15 protein-coding genes, 2 tRNA genes and 1 riboswitch are annotated in these 14931 nt (G+C 73.2%); of the genes, 10 read left to right on the plus strand and 7 right to left on the minus strand.

Translation table 11 applies throughout. The annotated features are described in order from the left end of the window. Both cysK and EDD32_RS11170 read right to left on the minus strand, forming a co-directional pair. The gene (cysK, locus tag EDD32_RS11165; protein WP_123917515.1) at positions 1-936 is read right to left on the minus strand and encodes a cysteine synthase A; all 936 of its coding nucleotides are present in this window, start codon (positions 934-936) and stop codon (positions 1-3) included. Between the two features lie 332 nt (positions 937-1268). Continuing rightward, positions 1269-1904, minus strand: coding sequence for an IMPACT family protein (locus tag EDD32_RS11170; protein ID WP_246006094.1), 636 nt, complete (start codon positions 1902-1904; stop codon positions 1269-1271). A gap of 83 nt (positions 1905-1987) precedes the next feature. Between EDD32_RS11170 and EDD32_RS11175 the strand changes: the two genes are divergently transcribed. Then, entirely contained in the window at positions 1988-2239 is a 252-nt protein-coding gene (locus EDD32_RS11175; protein ID WP_123917517.1) for a type B 50S ribosomal protein L31, read from the plus strand. Between the two features lie 141 nt (positions 2240-2380). Beyond that, entirely contained in the window at positions 2381-2548 is a 168-nt protein-coding gene (gene rpmF, locus EDD32_RS11180) for a 50S ribosomal protein L32 (protein ID WP_123917519.1), read from the plus strand. A gap of 171 nt (positions 2549-2719) precedes the next feature. Here the strand turns inward: rpmF and EDD32_RS11185 are convergent, their stop codons facing one another. Together EDD32_RS11185 and EDD32_RS11190 are read right to left on the minus strand one after the other, a co-directional pair. Next, positions 2720-3034, minus strand: coding sequence for a DMT family transporter (locus EDD32_RS11185; RefSeq protein WP_123917521.1), 315 nt, complete (start codon positions 3032-3034; stop codon positions 2720-2722). A 13-nt stretch (positions 3035-3047) separates the two neighbouring features. Beyond that, positions 3048-3108: riboswitch (guanidine-III (ykkC-III) riboswitch) on the minus strand. 35 nt (positions 3109-3143) lie between these two features. Further along, positions 3144-3217 (minus strand) — tRNA-Gly (locus EDD32_RS11190). Positions 3218-3357: 140 nt separating this feature from the next. Here EDD32_RS11190 and EDD32_RS11195 point away from each other — a divergent pair. Then, positions 3358-3431: transfer RNA gene (locus tag EDD32_RS11195), tRNA-Pro, on the plus strand. Positions 3432-3554: 123 nt separating this feature from the next. Further along, positions 3555-3944 (plus strand): GNAT family N-acetyltransferase, encoded by a 390-nt coding sequence (locus EDD32_RS11200; protein WP_123917523.1) that lies wholly within the window; start codon positions 3555-3557, stop codon positions 3942-3944. Between the two features lie 5 nt (positions 3945-3949). On the opposite strand, the gene EDD32_RS11205 is transcribed toward EDD32_RS11200, so the two are convergent. Next, positions 3950-4954 carry a LacI family DNA-binding transcriptional regulator gene (locus tag EDD32_RS11205; protein WP_246006095.1) on the minus strand — a complete coding sequence of 335 codons (1005 nt, stop codon included), beginning with the start codon at positions 4952-4954 and terminating at the stop codon, positions 3950-3952. Positions 4955-5066: 112 nt separating this feature from the next. Between EDD32_RS11205 and EDD32_RS11210 the strand changes: the two genes are divergently transcribed. The 5 genes from EDD32_RS11210 to EDD32_RS11230 all read left to right on the plus strand — a co-directional run bounded on the left by EDD32_RS11210 (position 5067) and on the right by EDD32_RS11230 (position 12111). After that, complete coding sequence (locus tag EDD32_RS11210; protein ID WP_123917525.1) at positions 5067-6374, plus strand: ABC transporter substrate-binding protein; 1308 nt, start codon at positions 5067-5069, stop codon at positions 6372-6374. A 5-nt stretch (positions 6375-6379) separates the two neighbouring features. Beyond that, entirely contained in the window at positions 6380-7396 is a 1017-nt protein-coding gene (locus EDD32_RS11215) for a carbohydrate ABC transporter permease (protein WP_123917527.1), read from the plus strand. Next, positions 7393-8283 (plus strand): carbohydrate ABC transporter permease, encoded by an 891-nt coding sequence (locus tag EDD32_RS11220; RefSeq protein WP_123917529.1) that lies wholly within the window; start codon positions 7393-7395, stop codon positions 8281-8283. Before EDD32_RS11215 ends, EDD32_RS11220 begins: the two co-directional genes overlap by 4 nt. Positions 8284-8416: 133 nt before the next feature. Then, positions 8417-10762: a beta-xylosidase/alpha-l-arabinosidase gene (locus EDD32_RS11225; RefSeq protein ID WP_454777855.1), complete on the plus strand. Its 2346-nt coding sequence runs from the start codon at positions 8417-8419 to the stop codon at positions 10760-10762. Next, positions 10759-12111 carry an endo-1,4-beta-xylanase gene (locus EDD32_RS11230; protein WP_123917531.1) on the plus strand — a complete coding sequence of 451 codons (1353 nt, stop codon included), beginning with the start codon at positions 10759-10761 and terminating at the stop codon, positions 12109-12111. Before EDD32_RS11225 ends, EDD32_RS11230 begins: the two co-directional genes overlap by 4 nt. Here the strand turns inward: EDD32_RS11230 and EDD32_RS11235 are convergent. Further along, the gene (locus EDD32_RS11235; RefSeq protein ID WP_123917533.1) at positions 12089-12547 is read right to left on the minus strand and encodes a DUF4395 domain-containing protein; all 459 of its coding nucleotides are present in this window, start codon (positions 12545-12547) and stop codon (positions 12089-12091) included. The genes EDD32_RS11230 and EDD32_RS11235 overlap by 23 nt on opposite strands. Next, on the minus strand, positions 12544-12999 hold the full coding sequence (locus EDD32_RS18835; RefSeq protein WP_170175274.1) for a thioredoxin family protein: 456 nt from the start codon (positions 12997-12999) through the stop codon (positions 12544-12546). The genes EDD32_RS11235 and EDD32_RS18835 overlap by 4 nt, the downstream gene beginning before the upstream one ends. A 271-nt stretch (positions 13000-13270) precedes the next feature. Between EDD32_RS18835 and tig the strand changes: the two genes are divergently transcribed. Beyond that, positions 13271-14836 carry a trigger factor gene (gene tig, locus EDD32_RS11245; protein WP_123920488.1) on the plus strand — a complete coding sequence of 522 codons (1566 nt, stop codon included), beginning with the start codon at positions 13271-13273 and terminating at the stop codon, positions 14834-14836. Positions 14837-14931 lie beyond the last annotated feature (95 nt).

Raw genomic sequence — 14931 nt, forward strand, 5'->3', positions numbered from 1 at the left:
TCAGTCCACCAGTCCCTCGAAGAGGATGGTGGAGAGGTAGCGCTCGCCGAAGGAGGGGATGATCACGACGATCGTCTTCCCCGCCATCTCCGGGCGCTGGGCGACCTGGACGGCCGCGGCCAGGGCCGCGCCGGAGGACAGGCCCACGAGCAGCCCCTCCTCGGTGGCGGCGCGCCGCGCCCACGCCACGGACGTCGCGGCGTCGACGTCGATGACCTCGTCGTAGACCTCGGTGTCGAGGATCTCGGGGACGAAGTTCGCGCCGATGCCCTGGATCTTGTGCGGGCCGGGCTTGCCGCCGTTGAGGATGGGCGACTCGGCCGGCTCGACGGCCACGATCCGCACCTCGGGCTTGCGCTCCTTGAGCACCTGCCCGACACCCGTGATCGTCCCGCCGGTGCCGATGCCGGCGACGACGGCGTCGACCTCGCCGTCGGTGTCGGCCCAGATCTCCTCGGCGGTGGTGCGCCGGTGGATGGCCGGGTTGGCCTCGTTGGCGAACTGCCGGGCCAGGACGGCGCCCGCGCGTTCGGCGGCGATCGCCTCGGCCTTCTCCACGGCGCCCCGCATGCCCGTCGAGGGGTCGGTGAGCACGAGCTCGGCGCCGAAGGCGCGCAGAAGGGCCCGGCGCTCCTTGCTCATCGACTCGGGCATCGTCAGCACGACCTTGTAGCCGCGCGCCGCACCCACCATCGCCAGCGCGATGCCGGTGTTGCCCGACGTCGCCTCGACGATCGTGCCGCCCGGGCGCAGCTCGCCCGACGCCTCGGCGGCGTCGACGATCGCGACGCCGATGCGGTCCTTGACCGAGTTGGCCGGGTTGTAGAACTCGAGCTTGGCCAGCACGGTGGCGCCCGCGCCGTCGGTGATCTTGTTCAGGCGCACCAGGGGGGTGCGGCCGATGAGCTGGGTGACGTCGTCGTAGATCGTTGCCATGGTCCTCTTCCTCGGGGGTGGGTGGCCGGGGTGGCCGGAGCGCGTTGCGTCGGTGCCGCCGGGCGGCGGCCGGGTGAGGAGCGCCTGGCATGCGGACAGAGGCCGCACGCTTGAGCCGGGCGCTCTACCGACAACGGCAGGACCGGACCGTCGAGGGCCGGGCGACGAGCGTCGTGCTCATGGCGGCGTCCTTCCGACGGAGCGGCGGCGCCCACGGGCGCCGGTGCCGGGACCGGCACCTTGAAGTGTCAACACACTAGTGCCTCGGCCGCTCCCGCCGCACCCCGCCCCATGTGGCGGTCCGTCGGACCGGGCCGGCGGGCTCGCCGGCGTCAGCGCGGCCGCTCGACTGCCGTCGTGCCCACCAGGACCGGACGTGCCGTGCCGGCGGTGAGGGCGGCCAGGCGGGTGGTGAGGGTGACGCTGTCGGCCACCGCCAGGGTGAGTCGGACGCCGTCGGGCTCGTAGGCCACGTGCTCGACCCCGACGTCGTGGTCGTGCAGGTCGGCCTCGACCCGGCCCGCCTCGGCGTGGGGGAGGACCACCTGCCACAGCTCGCGGCTGACCACGACGACGACGGGCGCGGCGGCCAGCGCCGCCCGGACCGCGTCGCCGTAGGCCCGCACCAGCCCGCCGGTCCCCAGCTTGACCCCGCCGAAGTACCGCACGACGACGGCGACGACGTCGCGCACCCCCGAGGCGCGCAGTGCCTCGAGCATCGGCATCCCGGCGGTGCCGGGCGGCTCGCCGTCGTCGTTGGAACGCTCGACCGGGTTGGTGCCCGGGACGTCCAGGACGAACGCCGAGCAGTGGTGCCGCGCGCCGGGGTGGCGGGCGCGGAGCTCGGACACCAGCCCCCGCGCCGACTCCTCGTCGTCGACGCGGCGCAGCACGGCGACGAAGCGTGAGCGCCGGACCTCGGTCTCGACGACCACGTCCGCGCCGCGAACCAGCCGCAGGTCGGTCACGGACGGCAGTATCCCGCGCCGGGAATGTGCGGGGCCCGCCCGGCGTTGGAGCGATCAGTGAGAACAATTCTCAGGAGGTCGAGATGAAGCAGACGATCCACCCCGGCTACCGCGCCGTCGTCTTCCAGGACGCCTCGGCGGACTTCCGGTTCCTCACCCGGTCGACCCTGACCTCGAGCCGGACGATCGAGTGGGAGGACGGGCAGACCTACCCCGTCGTCGACGTCGACATCTCCTCGGCGTCCCACCCGTTCTACACGGGGCGCTCCCGGGTGATGGACACGGCCGGCCGGGTGGAGCAGTTCCGCCGCCGGTACGGTGACCGGGTCCGCTGACCTCGCGCGCCGGCGGCTCATGCGCGGTGCGCGGCCGATCTCACACCTGGGGTAGGATGCCCAGGTTGGCCTGACGGGCCCCTCTCGTGGGAGGGTGTACGTCGGCAAGATCCCCTCTACGACGGAAGGAGCGGCAAGGGCATGGCAGTTCCCAAGCGCAAGATGTCCCGCAGCAACACCCGCTCTCGCCGGTCCCAGTGGAAGGCCGAGCTCACCGAGCTCGTCACCGTCCGCGTCCAGGGCCGCGAGCTCAAGGTGCCGCGGCGGCTGGCCAAGGCTTACCAGAAGGGCATGATCGTCGCGGAGTGATCCGACGGCTCGGCCCAGCACGCAGGTCCCCACACCCTCGGGTGCGGGGACCTTCGTCGTTCTTGCACCGGCGTGACCGCGCTGGAGCCGCGTGAGCCCGCCCGGTGGCGCCGCACGAGCCCGCCCTGTGGCGCCGCACGAGCCGGCCCGGTGGCGCCGCACGAGCCAGGTTCAGGGGAGCAGCTTGAGCCCGACGACGCAGCCGACGATGCCGCCCAGGAGCAGGATCTTCGCGAGCGAGGCCGTCTCCTCGCCGGTGACCATCGCGTACGTCACGGTGAGCACGGCGCCGATGCCGACCCAGACGGCGTAGGCGGTCCCGACCGGGATCGAGCGCATCGCGTACGCGAGCCCGGCCATGCTCAGGCCGAGAGCGAGGAAGAACGTCACGGTCGGGGCGAGGCGGGTCATCCCCTCGGAGCGGCCGAGGGCGGTGGCCCAGACGGCCTCGAGGACGCCGGACAGGACGAGCACGAGCCAGGACATGACGGTTCTCCCTCATGGCCGTCTTGTCGCTCGCCGGGTACGGCTCCCTCGTCCGGTGCCCCGATGGGGTCGGCGTCCGGCGCCACCCCGGAGGGGGAACCGCCTGACGTGGAGCGGGTGACCGGGATCGAACCGGCACCATCTGCTTGGAAGGCAGAGGCTCTACCATTGAGCTACACCCGCGGGCCTGAGCCGCACGAGGAGTCTACCCGGACCCCGCCGGCCGCTCGAACCGCGCCGCGCGGCGGCCCCGTCAGGTTGGTCACAGCGTCGTCGTCGGCGGCCGAGCCCCTAGACTGCACCTTCGCACCCGCGAGGTGCGACGGGATGTGGCGCAGCTTGGTAGCGCGTCCGCTTTGGGAGCGGAAGGTCGTCGGTTCGAATCCGTCCATCCCGACGGTGCGCCGGTCACGCGGCGCGGGGCAACCGGCGTGGGTGTCACCGGCCGGCCGCGGGTCCGGCATCATGACCGGGTGCTTGTCGAGCCCCTGCCCCCGACACCTCGCGGGCGTTCCTCGCCATGGCCGAGCTCCGGCCCGGGCTCACCGAGGGCGAGTTCGTCGCCCGGGCGGACGCCCAGCGCGCCGCCGGCTACCGGCTGGTCGCCGCGGTCGACGACGACCGCGGACCCGCGCTCGCGGTCGCCGGGTTCCGGCTCGCGGAAAACCTGGCGTGGGGCCGGCACCTCTACGTCGACGACCTCTCCACCCGCGCTGTCGCCCGCGGGCAGGGGAGGGGGCGGTCGCTGCTCGACTGGCTCGTGGCAGAGGCGCGGCGGCTCGGTGCCGGGCAGATCCACCTCGACTCCGGCGTCGGCCCCGAGCGCCTCGCGGCGCACCGCCTGTACCTCAACGCAGGGTTCCGCATCAGCTCCCACCACTTCGCCCGCGAGGTCCCGGCTCGCCGGTGAGGGGCTCAGAGCCGGAGCCGCCGGGTGGACCCGCGCACGACGAGCTCGGTGGGCAGCTGGACGTGGGCGTCGCGCTCCTTGCCGTCGAGCAGGTCGATGAGCAGGCCCAGCGCGGCCCGCCCCATCGCCTGCATCGGCTGGTTGACCGTCGTCAACGGGGGCTGCGCCAGGGCCGACTCGGGCACGTTGTCGAAGCCGACCACCGAGACGTCGCCGGGCACGGAGAGCCCGAGCTCACCCGCGACCTCCATCGTCCGGATGGCCGAGAGGTCGTTCGCCGCGAAGATCGCCGACGGGCGCCGCGACAGGGTGAGCAGCTCACGGGCCGGCTGCTCGGCGTCGTCCGACCGGTACCCGCCCACCCGGATGAGCTCGGGGTCGACGTCGAGCCCCGCGCGCTCCAGAGCCGTGCGGTACCCCGCCTCCCGCAGCCGCGAGGACTCCAGGTCCGCCCGGCCGGCGAGGTGCCCGATGCGCGTGTGTCCCAGGGCGATGAGGTGCTCGGTGGCGCTCAGGGCGCCGGAGAAGTTGTCCGCGTCCACCGTGGGGAAGCCGGAGGGCCCGGTGTGCGGGTCGATCGCCACGACCGGGATGCCGTACTCGGCGTCGACGACGGTGGGCGTGACGAGGATGGCGCCGTCGATGAGGGTGCCGCTGAGCCGGGAGAGGTAGCGCCGCTCCCACCCGGCGTGACCGCCGGCCCGGCCACCGCCGGAGTAGGCGAGGAGCTCGTACCCGGTGCCCTGGACGGCGCTCGAGACGCCCTTGAGCAGCTCGGTCGAGTAGGGCTCGAACTCGGCCACGAGGATGCCGATGACGTTGGTGCGCAGGCTGCGCAGGCTCCGGGCGACCAGGCTCGACTCGTACCCCAGGTCGTCGATGACCCGCTGGACGCGCTGGGAGGTGGCCGCGGCGACGCCGTAGCGGCCGTTGATGACCTTCGAGACGGTCGCGACGGAGACCCCGGCTGTCCGGGCGACGTCGCCGATGGTGGTCCTGGGCCGCTGCACCCCTCCAGCGTACCGGTGTCGAAATCGTTATCGATACCGATTGACATTAGTTCGTCCATGCGGCAAAACTGGGTCCCGACCGTTAGTCAACGAAGACCGAGGGGATCGACCCATGAGGATCGTCCGAGCAGCCGGGACAGCCGTCGCGCTGACCCTGAGCGTTGCCATGCTGGCCGCCTGCGGCGGCACCGATGCCGAGAACGGCGCCGGCGGAGGTGAGGCCGGCGCGGACGGCGACGTCACGCTGACCTGGTGGCACAACTCCAACAGCGAGCCCGGGAAGGGCTACTACGAGCAGGTCGCCGCCGACTTCGAGGCCGCCAACGAGGGGGTGACGATCGAGATCAGCGCCCTCGCCCACGAGGACATGCTCACCCGCCTGGACGCCGCGTTCCAGACCGGTGACGCGCCCGACGTCTTCATGGAGCGCGGTGGCGGCGAGCTCGCCGCCCACGTCGAGGCCGGGCTGGTCAAGGACCTCACCGACGTCGCGGCCGACACCGTCGACACCCTCGGCGGCTCCGTCGCCGGCTGGCAGGTGGACGGCCAGACCTACGCGCTGCCGTTCTCGGTCGGCGTCGTCGGCTTCTGGTACAACGAGGCCCTCTTCGAGCAGGCCGGCATCACTGAGGCGCCCGAGACGATGGAGGACCTCTACGCCGCCGTCGACGCGCTCAAGGCCGAGGGCATCGAGCCCATCTCCGTCGGCGCGGGCGACAAGTGGCCCGCAGCGCACTACTGGTACTACCTCGCCCTGCGCGAGTGCAGCGAGGACGTCCTCTCCGACGCGGTGACCTCCCTCGACTTCTCCGACCAGTGCTTCGTCGACGCCGGCGAGGACCTCGTCGAGCTCATCGGCGCCGAGCCCTTCAACGCCGGCTTCCTCGCCACCCCGGCCCAGACCGGGCCGACCAGCGCCTCGGGCCTGCTCGCCACCGAGAAGGTCGCCATGGAGCTGGCCGGGCACTGGGAGCCCGGCGTCATGCAGGGCCTCACCGAGGACAACCAGGGCCTGGGCGAGAACACCGGTTGGTTCCCCTTCCCGTCCGTCGAGGGCGGTGCGGGTGACCCCGAGGCAGCCCTCGGTGGCGGCGACGCGTGGGCGTGCTCGCAGGACGCCCCCGACGTCTGCGTCGACTTCATCGAGTACCTGCTCAGCGACGACGTCCAGACCGGCTTCGCCGAGAACGACATGGGCCTGCCCACCAACCCCGCCGCCACCGGCTCGGTGTCCGACCCGGTCCTGGCCGACCTCCTGAAGTTCCGCGACGAGGCACCCTACGTGCAGCTGTACTTCGACACCGCCTTCGGTGAGAACGTCGGCGGCGCCATGAACGACGAGATCGCCCTGGTCTTCGCGGGCGAGTCCTCGCCGCAGGGGATCGTCGACGCGACCCAGGCCGCAGCCGACCTCGGATGACCTCGATGGCAGACGACGTGACCCACCGCACCGGCACGGCCACGGTTGCTGCCACGCCCACCGCCGCCGGCCGGGTCCCCACCCGGCCGGCGGCGCCGGGACCGCGGCGCAGGCTCTCCGCCCGGTGGCGCAAGCGCCTGGAGATCCTGTTCTTCGTCACCCCCGCGCTGACGCTGTTCGCGATGTTCGTGGTGGTCCCGGTGATCCAGGCCGGGCGGTACTCGGTGTTCCGGTGGAACGGCCTCGGTCCGATGGAGAACTTCGTCGGCCTGGAGAACTACGCCAACGCCCTGCGCGACCAGGTCTTCACCGACGCGGTGATGCACAACCTCACCATCATCGTCCTGTCGATCCTCATCCAGCTGCCCCTGGGGCTGGCCGTCGCGCTCCTGCTCAACCGTGACATGTGGGGCCGCGCGGCGATGCGCGTCATCATCTTCGTGCCGTACGTCCTGGCCGAGGTGGTCGCCGGCGTCGTGTGGCTCATGCTGCTCCAGCCGAACGGGGTCGTGGACGCCGTCCTCGACGCGGTCGGTCTCGGCGGCCTCACCCAGCTCTGGCTCGGCAACCCCGACATCGCCCTGTACACGGTGATGTTCGTCCTGACCTGGAAGTACCTCGGCCTGGCGGTCATCCTCTTCCTCGCCGGCCTGCAGGGGGTGCCGCCGGACCTGTACGAGGCCGCCCAGATCGACGGCGCGTCGTGGTGGCAGGTCCAGCGCCGGATCACCATCCCGCTCCTCGGGCCGACCATCCGCACCTGGGGCTTCCTGTCGATGATCGGCTCCCTCCAGGTGTTCGACATGGTCTGGATCCTCACCAAGGGCGGCCCGGCCAACTCCACCGTGACGATGGCGACGTACCTCATCAACCAGGGCACCAACCGCAGCCTCTACGGCTACTCCTCGGCCGTGGCGGTGCTGCTCTTCGGCATCTCCCTGGTCCTCGCGCTGGCCTACCAGGTGTTCGTGCTGCGCCGGGACAACGATGACGCCCCCAAGCCCAGGAAGGCGACCCGATGACCGCGCCCCTCACGGCCGTCCCCGGACAGCCCGCGCCGCTGACCGACGCCCCGCGCCGCCGGCGCCGGTCGTTCTCCGGCGGCAGCCCCCTGGTCTATGCCGCGGCCCTCGTCGTCGTCGCGGCGACGCTCGGCCCGGTGGTGTACGCGATCCTCGGCGGCTTCCGTTCCAACGCCCAGCTCGCCGCCGAGCCGGTCGGCCTGCCCGACCCGTGGGTGACGACGAACTACCTCAACGTCCTCACGTCGTCGAGCTTCTGGCGGTACGCCCTCAACTCCACGATCGTCGCCGGGATCACCACCGTCGTCGTGGCCGTCTTCGGGGTCATGGCCGCCTACCCGCTGGCCAGGTACCGGTTCCGGGGCCGCGAGGCGCTGTTCCTCGTCTTCACCCTCGGCCTGCTGTTCCCGCTGACCGTCGCGATCATCCCGCTGTTCCTCATGCTCCGGGACCTCGACCTCACCAACAGCCTGTGGGGGGTGGCCCTGCCGCAGGCCGCCTTCGCCCTGCCGATGACGATCGTCATCCTCCGGCCCTTCCTCATGGCGATCCCCAAGGAGCTCGAGGAGGCGGCGATGCTGGACGGCACCTCCCGGATCGGCTTCTTCTGGCGGATCCTGCTCCCGCTGTCCGGGCCCGGCCTGGTCACCGTGGGCGTGCTGGCGTTCGTGGCCTCCTGGAACTCCTACCTCCTGCCGCTGCTCATCCTCAGCGACCCGGCCGCGCAGACCCTGCCCCTCGGGGTGGCCACCTTCTCCAGCGAGCACGCCCAGGACACCGCCGGGGTCCTGGCCTTCACCTCCCTGGCGATGATCCCCGCGCTGGTGTTCTTCCTGGCGATGGAGAAGCGCATCGTCAACGGCCTCCAGGGCGCCGTCAAGGGCTGACCCGGCCGGACCCACCGAGCGCCCGTCACCCCACGCACACCTGACCGCCCGTCCCGCACACCTGCCCGCCCGTCCGGCCGCGACCACCGCGCGCCGCGACCACCACCGCACCGCACGCAGTAAGGACATCGACGTGACCGAAGCCCAGGTCAGACCGACCACCCAGAACGCCCCGGAGAGGGCCGGTGCCGCACGCGGCGCGGCGCGGGGGGATGGCGACCGCCCCGGCGACCTCCTCGCCGCGATGACCCTGGAGGAGAAGCTCGCCCAGATCGTGGGCTTCTGGGTGGACGAGGGCGGCGAGGTGGTGGCGCCCCTGCAGGGCGAGATGGCCGACGACGCCACCCCGGAGAAGCTCGAGGAGGCCACCCGCCACGGGCTGGGGCACTTCACCCGCGTGTACGGCACCCGTCCGGTGGACCCCGCCGAACGGGCGGCCTGGTTGCGCGACGCCCAGCGGCGCCTCGTCACCGGCACCCGCCTGGGCATCCCCGCGATCGTCCACGAGGAGTGCCTCACCGGGCTCGCCGCATGGCAGGCGGCGACCTTCCCCACCCCCCTGGCGTGGGGGGCCTCGTTCGACCCCGACCTCGTCGAGGAGATGGGGGCGGCGATCGGCACGTCCATGCGCGAGCTCGGGATCCACCAGGGCCTCGCCCCGGTCCTCGACGTCATCCGCGACCCGCGGTGGGGGCGCGTCGACGAGTGCATCGCCGAGGACCCCTACGTCGTCGGCACGGTGGGCACCGCGTACGTCCGCGGCCTCCAGGGGGCGGGCGTCATCGCCACCCTCAAGCACTTCGTGGGGTACTCCGCCTCCCGGGCGGGCCGCAACCTCGCGCCGGTGCACGCCGGCCCCCGTGAGGTCGCCGACGTGCTCCTGCCGCCGTTCGAGATGGCGGTCCTCGACGGCGGGGTCGGGTCGGTCATGCACTCCTACGCCGAGATCGACGGCGTCCCGGTCGCCGCCGACCCCCGTCTGCTCACCGACCTCCTGCGCGAGCGGTGGGGCTTCGACGGGACGGTCGTGGCGGACTACTTCGGCGTCGCGTTCCTCCACGCCCTCCACGGTGTGGCGACGGACCTCGGCGACGCCGCGGGCCAGGCCCTGGCGGCGGGCGTCGACGTCGAGCTGCCCACCGGCAACGCCTACCTCGCCCCGCTCGCGGAGAAGATCCGCGCCGGTGAGGTCGACGAGGCGCTGGTCGACCGGGCGGTCCTGCGCGTGCTGCGCCAGAAGGAGGCACTCGGCCTCCTCGACGAGACGTTCGAGGCGGCGCCCCCGGTGGTGGTCGACCTCGACCCGGCCGGGCACCGCGAGATCGCCGCCCGCCTCGCGGAGGAGTCCGTCGTCCTGCTGAGCAACGACGGCGTGCTGCCGCTGCGCCCCGCGACGGCGCGCCGGGTGGCGGTCATCGGTCCCAACGCCGACCGTGCCCCCGCCCTCTTCGGCTGCTACTCCTTCACCAACCACGTCCTGGCCCACCACCCCGACGTCCCGATGGGCATCGACGTGCCCACCGTCCTCGAGGCGGTCCGGGGCGAGCTCGGCGCCGAGGTCACCCACGCCCGGGGCTGCGCCGTCGACGACGACGACCGGTCCGGCTTCGACGCCGCCGTCGCCGACGCGCGGGCCGCCGACGTCGCCGTCCTCGTCATGGGCGACCACGCCGGGCTGTTCGGCCGCGGGACCGTCGGCGAGGGCTGCGACCGCGACGACCTCGAGCTCCCGGGCGTCCAGCGCGAGCTCGTCGAGGCCGTCCTGGCCACCGGCACCCCGGTCGTCCTCGTCCTGCTCACCGGCCGGCCGTACGCGGTGGGCTGGGCGCTGGAGTCGTGCGCCGCGGTCGTCCAGGCGTTCTTCCCCGGTGAGGAGGGCGCCAGGGCCGTCGCCGGTGTGCTGTCCGGGCGGGTCAACCCCTCCGGTCGCCTCCCCGTGAGCCTGCCGCGCTCCGCCGGGTCGCAGCCGTACTCCTACCTCCACCCCCCGCTCGGCGGTGCCTCGCCCGTCACGAGCCTCGACCCGGCCCCCGCGCTGCCGTTCGGCCACGGCCTGTCGTACACCTCGTTCACCCGGACCGGGCTCACGGCGGAGGCCACCGCGCCCACCGACGGTGCGCTCACCGCCACTGTCGTCGTGACGAACACCGGCGACCGGGCGGGGGAGGACGTCGTCCAGCTCTACGGCCACGACGTCGTCGCCTCCGTCACCCGGCCCACCGCCCAGCTCCTGGGCTACCGACGGGTCGCGCTCGCCGCGGGCGAGTCCGCGACCGTGCGGTTCACCGTGCCGACCACCCGGTTGGCGTTCAGCGACCGGGACCTGCGGCGCGTCGTCGAGCCGGGCGAGGTCGAGCTGTGGGTCGGCGGTTCCTGCGACCACCGCGAGGCCGTCGCTCGCGTGGAGCTGACCGGGCCGGTCCACCCCGTCACCGTCGCCGACGCCCGGTGGGTCACCACCGAGGTGGTGCCCGCATGACGGGCACCGTGGGCGGCGCGGGGGCGGACCCGGCCGCGGTCGCCGTCGCCGATCCCGGTGCGGACCTGCGCCACCGGGTGACCTCGACCACCGTCACGCTGCGCGGCGCCGACGGCGCACCGCTGGCCGGGCGCGAGGTCACCGTCGAGCAGCGCTCCCACGCGCTCGGCATGGGCAACATCGGCTTCGACCTCATCCCCCTCGCCAACGGTGAAACCACCGCCCACACAGCCGGCGTCGAGACCTTCGGCGGGGCGTCGCTCGACGGGCTCGAGCACCTCGCCGAGCTGTGGCTCGAGGTGTTCAACACCGCCACGCTGCCCTTTTACTGGGGTGCGTTCGAACCCCGACGGGGCGAGCCGGACACCGAGCGGCTGCGCCGCGCCGCGCAGTGGTTCGCCGACCGCGGCGTCGCCCTCAAGGGCCACCCGCTCGTGTGGCACACCGCCACCGCACCGTGGCTGACCGACCTCGGCGTCGACGAGATCGAGCGCGTCCAGCGCGAGAGGATCCGCCGGGAGGTGTCCGGCTTCGCCGGCCTCGTCGACACCTGGGACGCCATCAACGAGGCGGTGATCATGCCGGTGTTCGACAAGGAGGACAACGGCATCACCCGGCTGTGCCGGGCGCGCGGGCGCATCGCCACGGTGCGGATGGCCTTCGAGGAGGCGCGCGCCGCCAACCCCGCCGCGACGCTGCTGCTCAACGACTTCGACATGTCCACCGCCTACGAGTGCCTCCTCGAGGGGGTGCTGGAGGCGGGGGTAGGCGTCGACGTCCTCGGCCTGCAGAGCCACATGCACCAGGGCTACTGGGGCGAGGAGCGGACCCTGGCGGTCCTCGACCGCTTCGCCCGCTACGGCCTGCCGATCCACCTCACCGAGTCCACGCTGCTCTCGGGCGACCTCATGCCGGCGCACGTCGAGGACCTCAACGACTGGCAGGTCGAGCACTGGCCCTCGACCCCCGCCGGCGAGGAGCGCCAGGCCGAGGAGATCGTGCGGCACTACCGCACCCTCGCCTCGCACCCGTCCGTCGAGGCCGTGACGTACTGGGGCCTCACCGACGACGGGGCGTGGCTCGGCGCGCCCGCCGGGCTGGTCCGGGCCGACGGCACCCCCAAGCCGGCCTACGAGGCGCTGCGCGACCTGGTCAAGGGGGCGTGGTGGCTGCCGCCGACGACGACGCGTACCGACGACGAGGGCCGCGTCACGGTCCGGGGCTGGACGGGCGACTACCGGCTGACCACGGCCGCCGGTGCCGCCGACGTGAGGCTGGGCGGGCCGGCGCGCAGCGGGAGGACCGGCGAGCCGGTGGACGTCTCCGTCAGCGGTTCCGCAGCCGGGTGACGGCGAGGTAGAGCTCGCAGCCCAGGCACAGCCCGACGACGGCGTTGAGGAACGCCGCGACGAGGGCCGCGCCCGCCGCGACCTCGAGCGCCCACGGCACCCCGAGCAGGGCGAGGGCCAGGCCGGCGCCGGTGATGACCAGGCCGACGACCTGGGCGAACCGTGGCGGAGCCGCGTCCTCCAGCTCCGCGGGGGCGGCCAGCCGCGGTCGGACCAGCCCCTTGTACAGCGCCCCCTGCCAGGTGCCCTGCGCCCCGCGCGCGGCGCCGACCGCGAACGAGGCGACCACCACGCCGAGGAGCAGGAGCCCGGCGGTCGAGGCGCCGAGGAGGAGGACCACCACGAGGAGCACGGCGGTCAGGGCCGCGCCGAAGCGGGGGCCGCGCGGGTCGATGCCCGCCGGACGGGCGGTGGCCGCGGACGCCGCGGCGCTCACGCCGCCCGCCCCGCGCCGACGAGGCCGCCGACGATCTCGCGCGCCTGCGTCGCCGTCGGGGCGCCGCTCACCCGTCCCACCGCCGTCCCCGTGTGGTCGAAGACGAGGGAGGTCGGGGTCCGCATGACCCCCAGGGTCCGCACGAGGTCGAGGTGCTCGGCGGCGTCGAGCTCGACGAGGGTGACGTCCTCCCCGCCGACCAGGGTCCACGTGCGCGCGCTCGCCCGGCACGGTGTGCAGACCTCGGACGAGAGCTGGACCACGACCGGGCGGCCGGGCTCGGCGAGCTGGCGGCCGGTGGCCGCGCGGAGGGTCTCGAGGGTCACGGCGCCCTCGCGCTCGGTGCGCGTGGTCCGCAGCGAGCCGCGGCGCCGCTCCGTCAGCCACCACGCGGCGGTGGCGACGACGAGCAGGACGAGCACGGCGAGCAGTCGTGGGAGGAGGTCGGTCACCCCGCGAGGGTAGGTCGCCCGGGGCCCGGACATACCGGGCAGCCTCCGCCGTCCCGGATGGTGGACGCCGCCGGGGCGACGCCCGCGTCGTGCCCCTCGCCGTGCCCCGCGGCATGGGGGAGCGGGCCCCGCACGTGCCGCCCCGGTGGGACGTGCCCTAAGATTGGCCGGTCTGTGTTCCGTGATCACGAACGGTGACCCGGCCAGACGCACAGCCTCCCGCCGTGACCGGCGGGCCGTCACGACCATCCGATGAGTGGAGACCACCGCAGTGAAGAGCGCCGTCGAGAACCTCGAGCCCACCCGGGTGAAGCTGACCGTGGAGGTGTCGTACGACGAGCTCAAGCCGAGCCTCGACCACGCCTACGCCCACATCGGCGAGCAGGTCAACGTCCCCGGCTTCCGCAAGGGCAAGGTCCCCCCGCGCGTGCTGGAGCAGCGCGTCGGCCGCGCCGCGGTGATCGAGCACGCCGTCAACGACGCCGTCCCCGGCTTTTACAACCAGGCCGTCTCCGAGACGGACGTCAAGCCCCTGGGTCAGCCGAGCATCGAGGTCACCGAGATCCCCGCCGTCACCGGCACCCCGGGCGGCCAGCTGGTCTTCACCGCCGAGGTCGACGTCCGCCCCGAGATCGAGCTCCCCTCCCTCGAGGGCGTCGAGCTCACGGTCGACGACGTCGAGGTCTCCGACGACGACGTCGAGGAGCGACTGACCACCCTGCGCGAGCGCTTCGGCTCCCTCGTGGGCGTCGACCGCCCGATCGCCGACGGCGACTTCGTCGTCATCGACCTCGCCGCCAAGGTCGGCGAGGAGGAGGTCGACTCCGTCTCCGGTGTCTCCTACCAGATCGGCGAGGGCAACATGCTCGACGGCCTGGACGAGGCGCTCACCGGCCACAGCGCGGGGGAGACCGTCACGTTCACGGCACCGCTGGCCGGCGGCGACCACGCCGGCGAGGACGCCGAGGTGACCGTCACGGCAACCGCCGTCAAGGAGCGCGAGCTCCCCGAGGCCGACGACGAGTTCGCCCAGCTCGCCTCCGAGTTCGACACGATCGACGAGCTCCGCGCCGACCTGCGCACCCAGGCCGCCCAGGAGAAGTCCTCCGAGCAGGCCGTCCAGGCCCGCGACCTCCTTCTCGAGAAGCTCCGCGGCGGTGCGGACTTCCCGGTCCCGGCCGGGATGGTCGAGAGCGAGATCGAGCGGCACCTGCAGGCCGAGGGCAAGGAGAAGGGCGACCCGCACGGCGAGGAGGTGCGTGAGGAGGTCACCGGCCTGCTGCGCGACCAGCTGCTTCTCGACACCCTCGTCGAGAAGCTCGCCGTCGGCGTGACCCAGAACGAGCTCCTCGAGTTCCTCGTCTCCAACGCCCAGCAGTACGGGATGGACCCCAACCAGTTCATCCAGGCCGCCTCGCAGACCGGGCAGCTCCCGGCCTTCATGGGTGAGATCGCCCGCAACAAGGCGCTCGCGGTCGCGCTGCGCCAGGTGAGCATCAAGGACGGCGCCGGCAACGACGTCGACCTCTCGGAGTTCATCGGCTCCGACGAGCTCGACGCCGCTGGGCCGGAGGGCGAGGCCGGGTCCGCTGCGTCGGAGTCCGCCGACTCGTCGGAGTCCGCCGACTCCGCCGACTCACCGGAGTCCGCCGACTCCGCCGACACCCCGGACGAGGCGGCCGACGAGCCCGCGGAGGCGCCGAAGAAGAAGGCCACCAAGAAGGCCGACAGCGCCGAGGAGTCTGACGCGAAGAAGTCGGCGGCGAAGAAGGCGGCCGCGAAGAAGCCCGCCGCGAAGAAGGCGGCCGCGAAGGACAAGAAGTCCGACGAGGACTGATCCGCGCAGGTTCGACGTCCGGCGGCGCCGGGGTGCTGGTCCAGCACCCCGGCGCCGCCGTCTGTCCGGGAGGTCGGGCGGCAGGGGTGGGGATC

This window comes from Georgenia muralis, from assembly GCF_003814705.1.
In the GTDB taxonomy this organism is placed as follows: Bacteria; Actinomycetota; Actinomycetes; order Actinomycetales; family Actinomycetaceae; genus Georgenia; species Georgenia muralis.

Coding starts and splice junctions, on each gene's coding strand:
- cysK (WP_123917515.1), bottom strand. CDS start 936: ATGGCAACGATCTACGACGACGTCACCCAGCTCATCGGCCGCACCCCC.
- EDD32_RS11175 (WP_123917517.1), top strand. CDS start 1,988: ATGAAGCAGACGATCCACCCCGGCTACCGCGCCGTCGTCTTCCAGGAC.
- rpmF (WP_123917519.1), top strand. CDS start 2,381: ATGGCAGTTCCCAAGCGCAAGATGTCCCGCAGCAACACCCGCTCTCGC.
- EDD32_RS11185 (WP_123917521.1), bottom strand. CDS start 3,034: ATGTCCTGGCTCGTGCTCGTCCTGTCCGGCGTCCTCGAGGCCGTCTGG.
- EDD32_RS11200 (WP_123917523.1), top strand. CDS start 3,555: ATGGCCGAGCTCCGGCCCGGGCTCACCGAGGGCGAGTTCGTCGCCCGG.
- EDD32_RS11210 (WP_123917525.1), top strand. CDS start 5,067: ATGAGGATCGTCCGAGCAGCCGGGACAGCCGTCGCGCTGACCCTGAGC.
- EDD32_RS11215 (WP_123917527.1), top strand. CDS start 6,380: ATGGCAGACGACGTGACCCACCGCACCGGCACGGCCACGGTTGCTGCC.
- EDD32_RS11220 (WP_123917529.1), top strand. CDS start 7,393: ATGACCGCGCCCCTCACGGCCGTCCCCGGACAGCCCGCGCCGCTGACC.
- EDD32_RS11230 (WP_123917531.1), top strand. CDS start 10,759: ATGACGGGCACCGTGGGCGGCGCGGGGGCGGACCCGGCCGCGGTCGCC.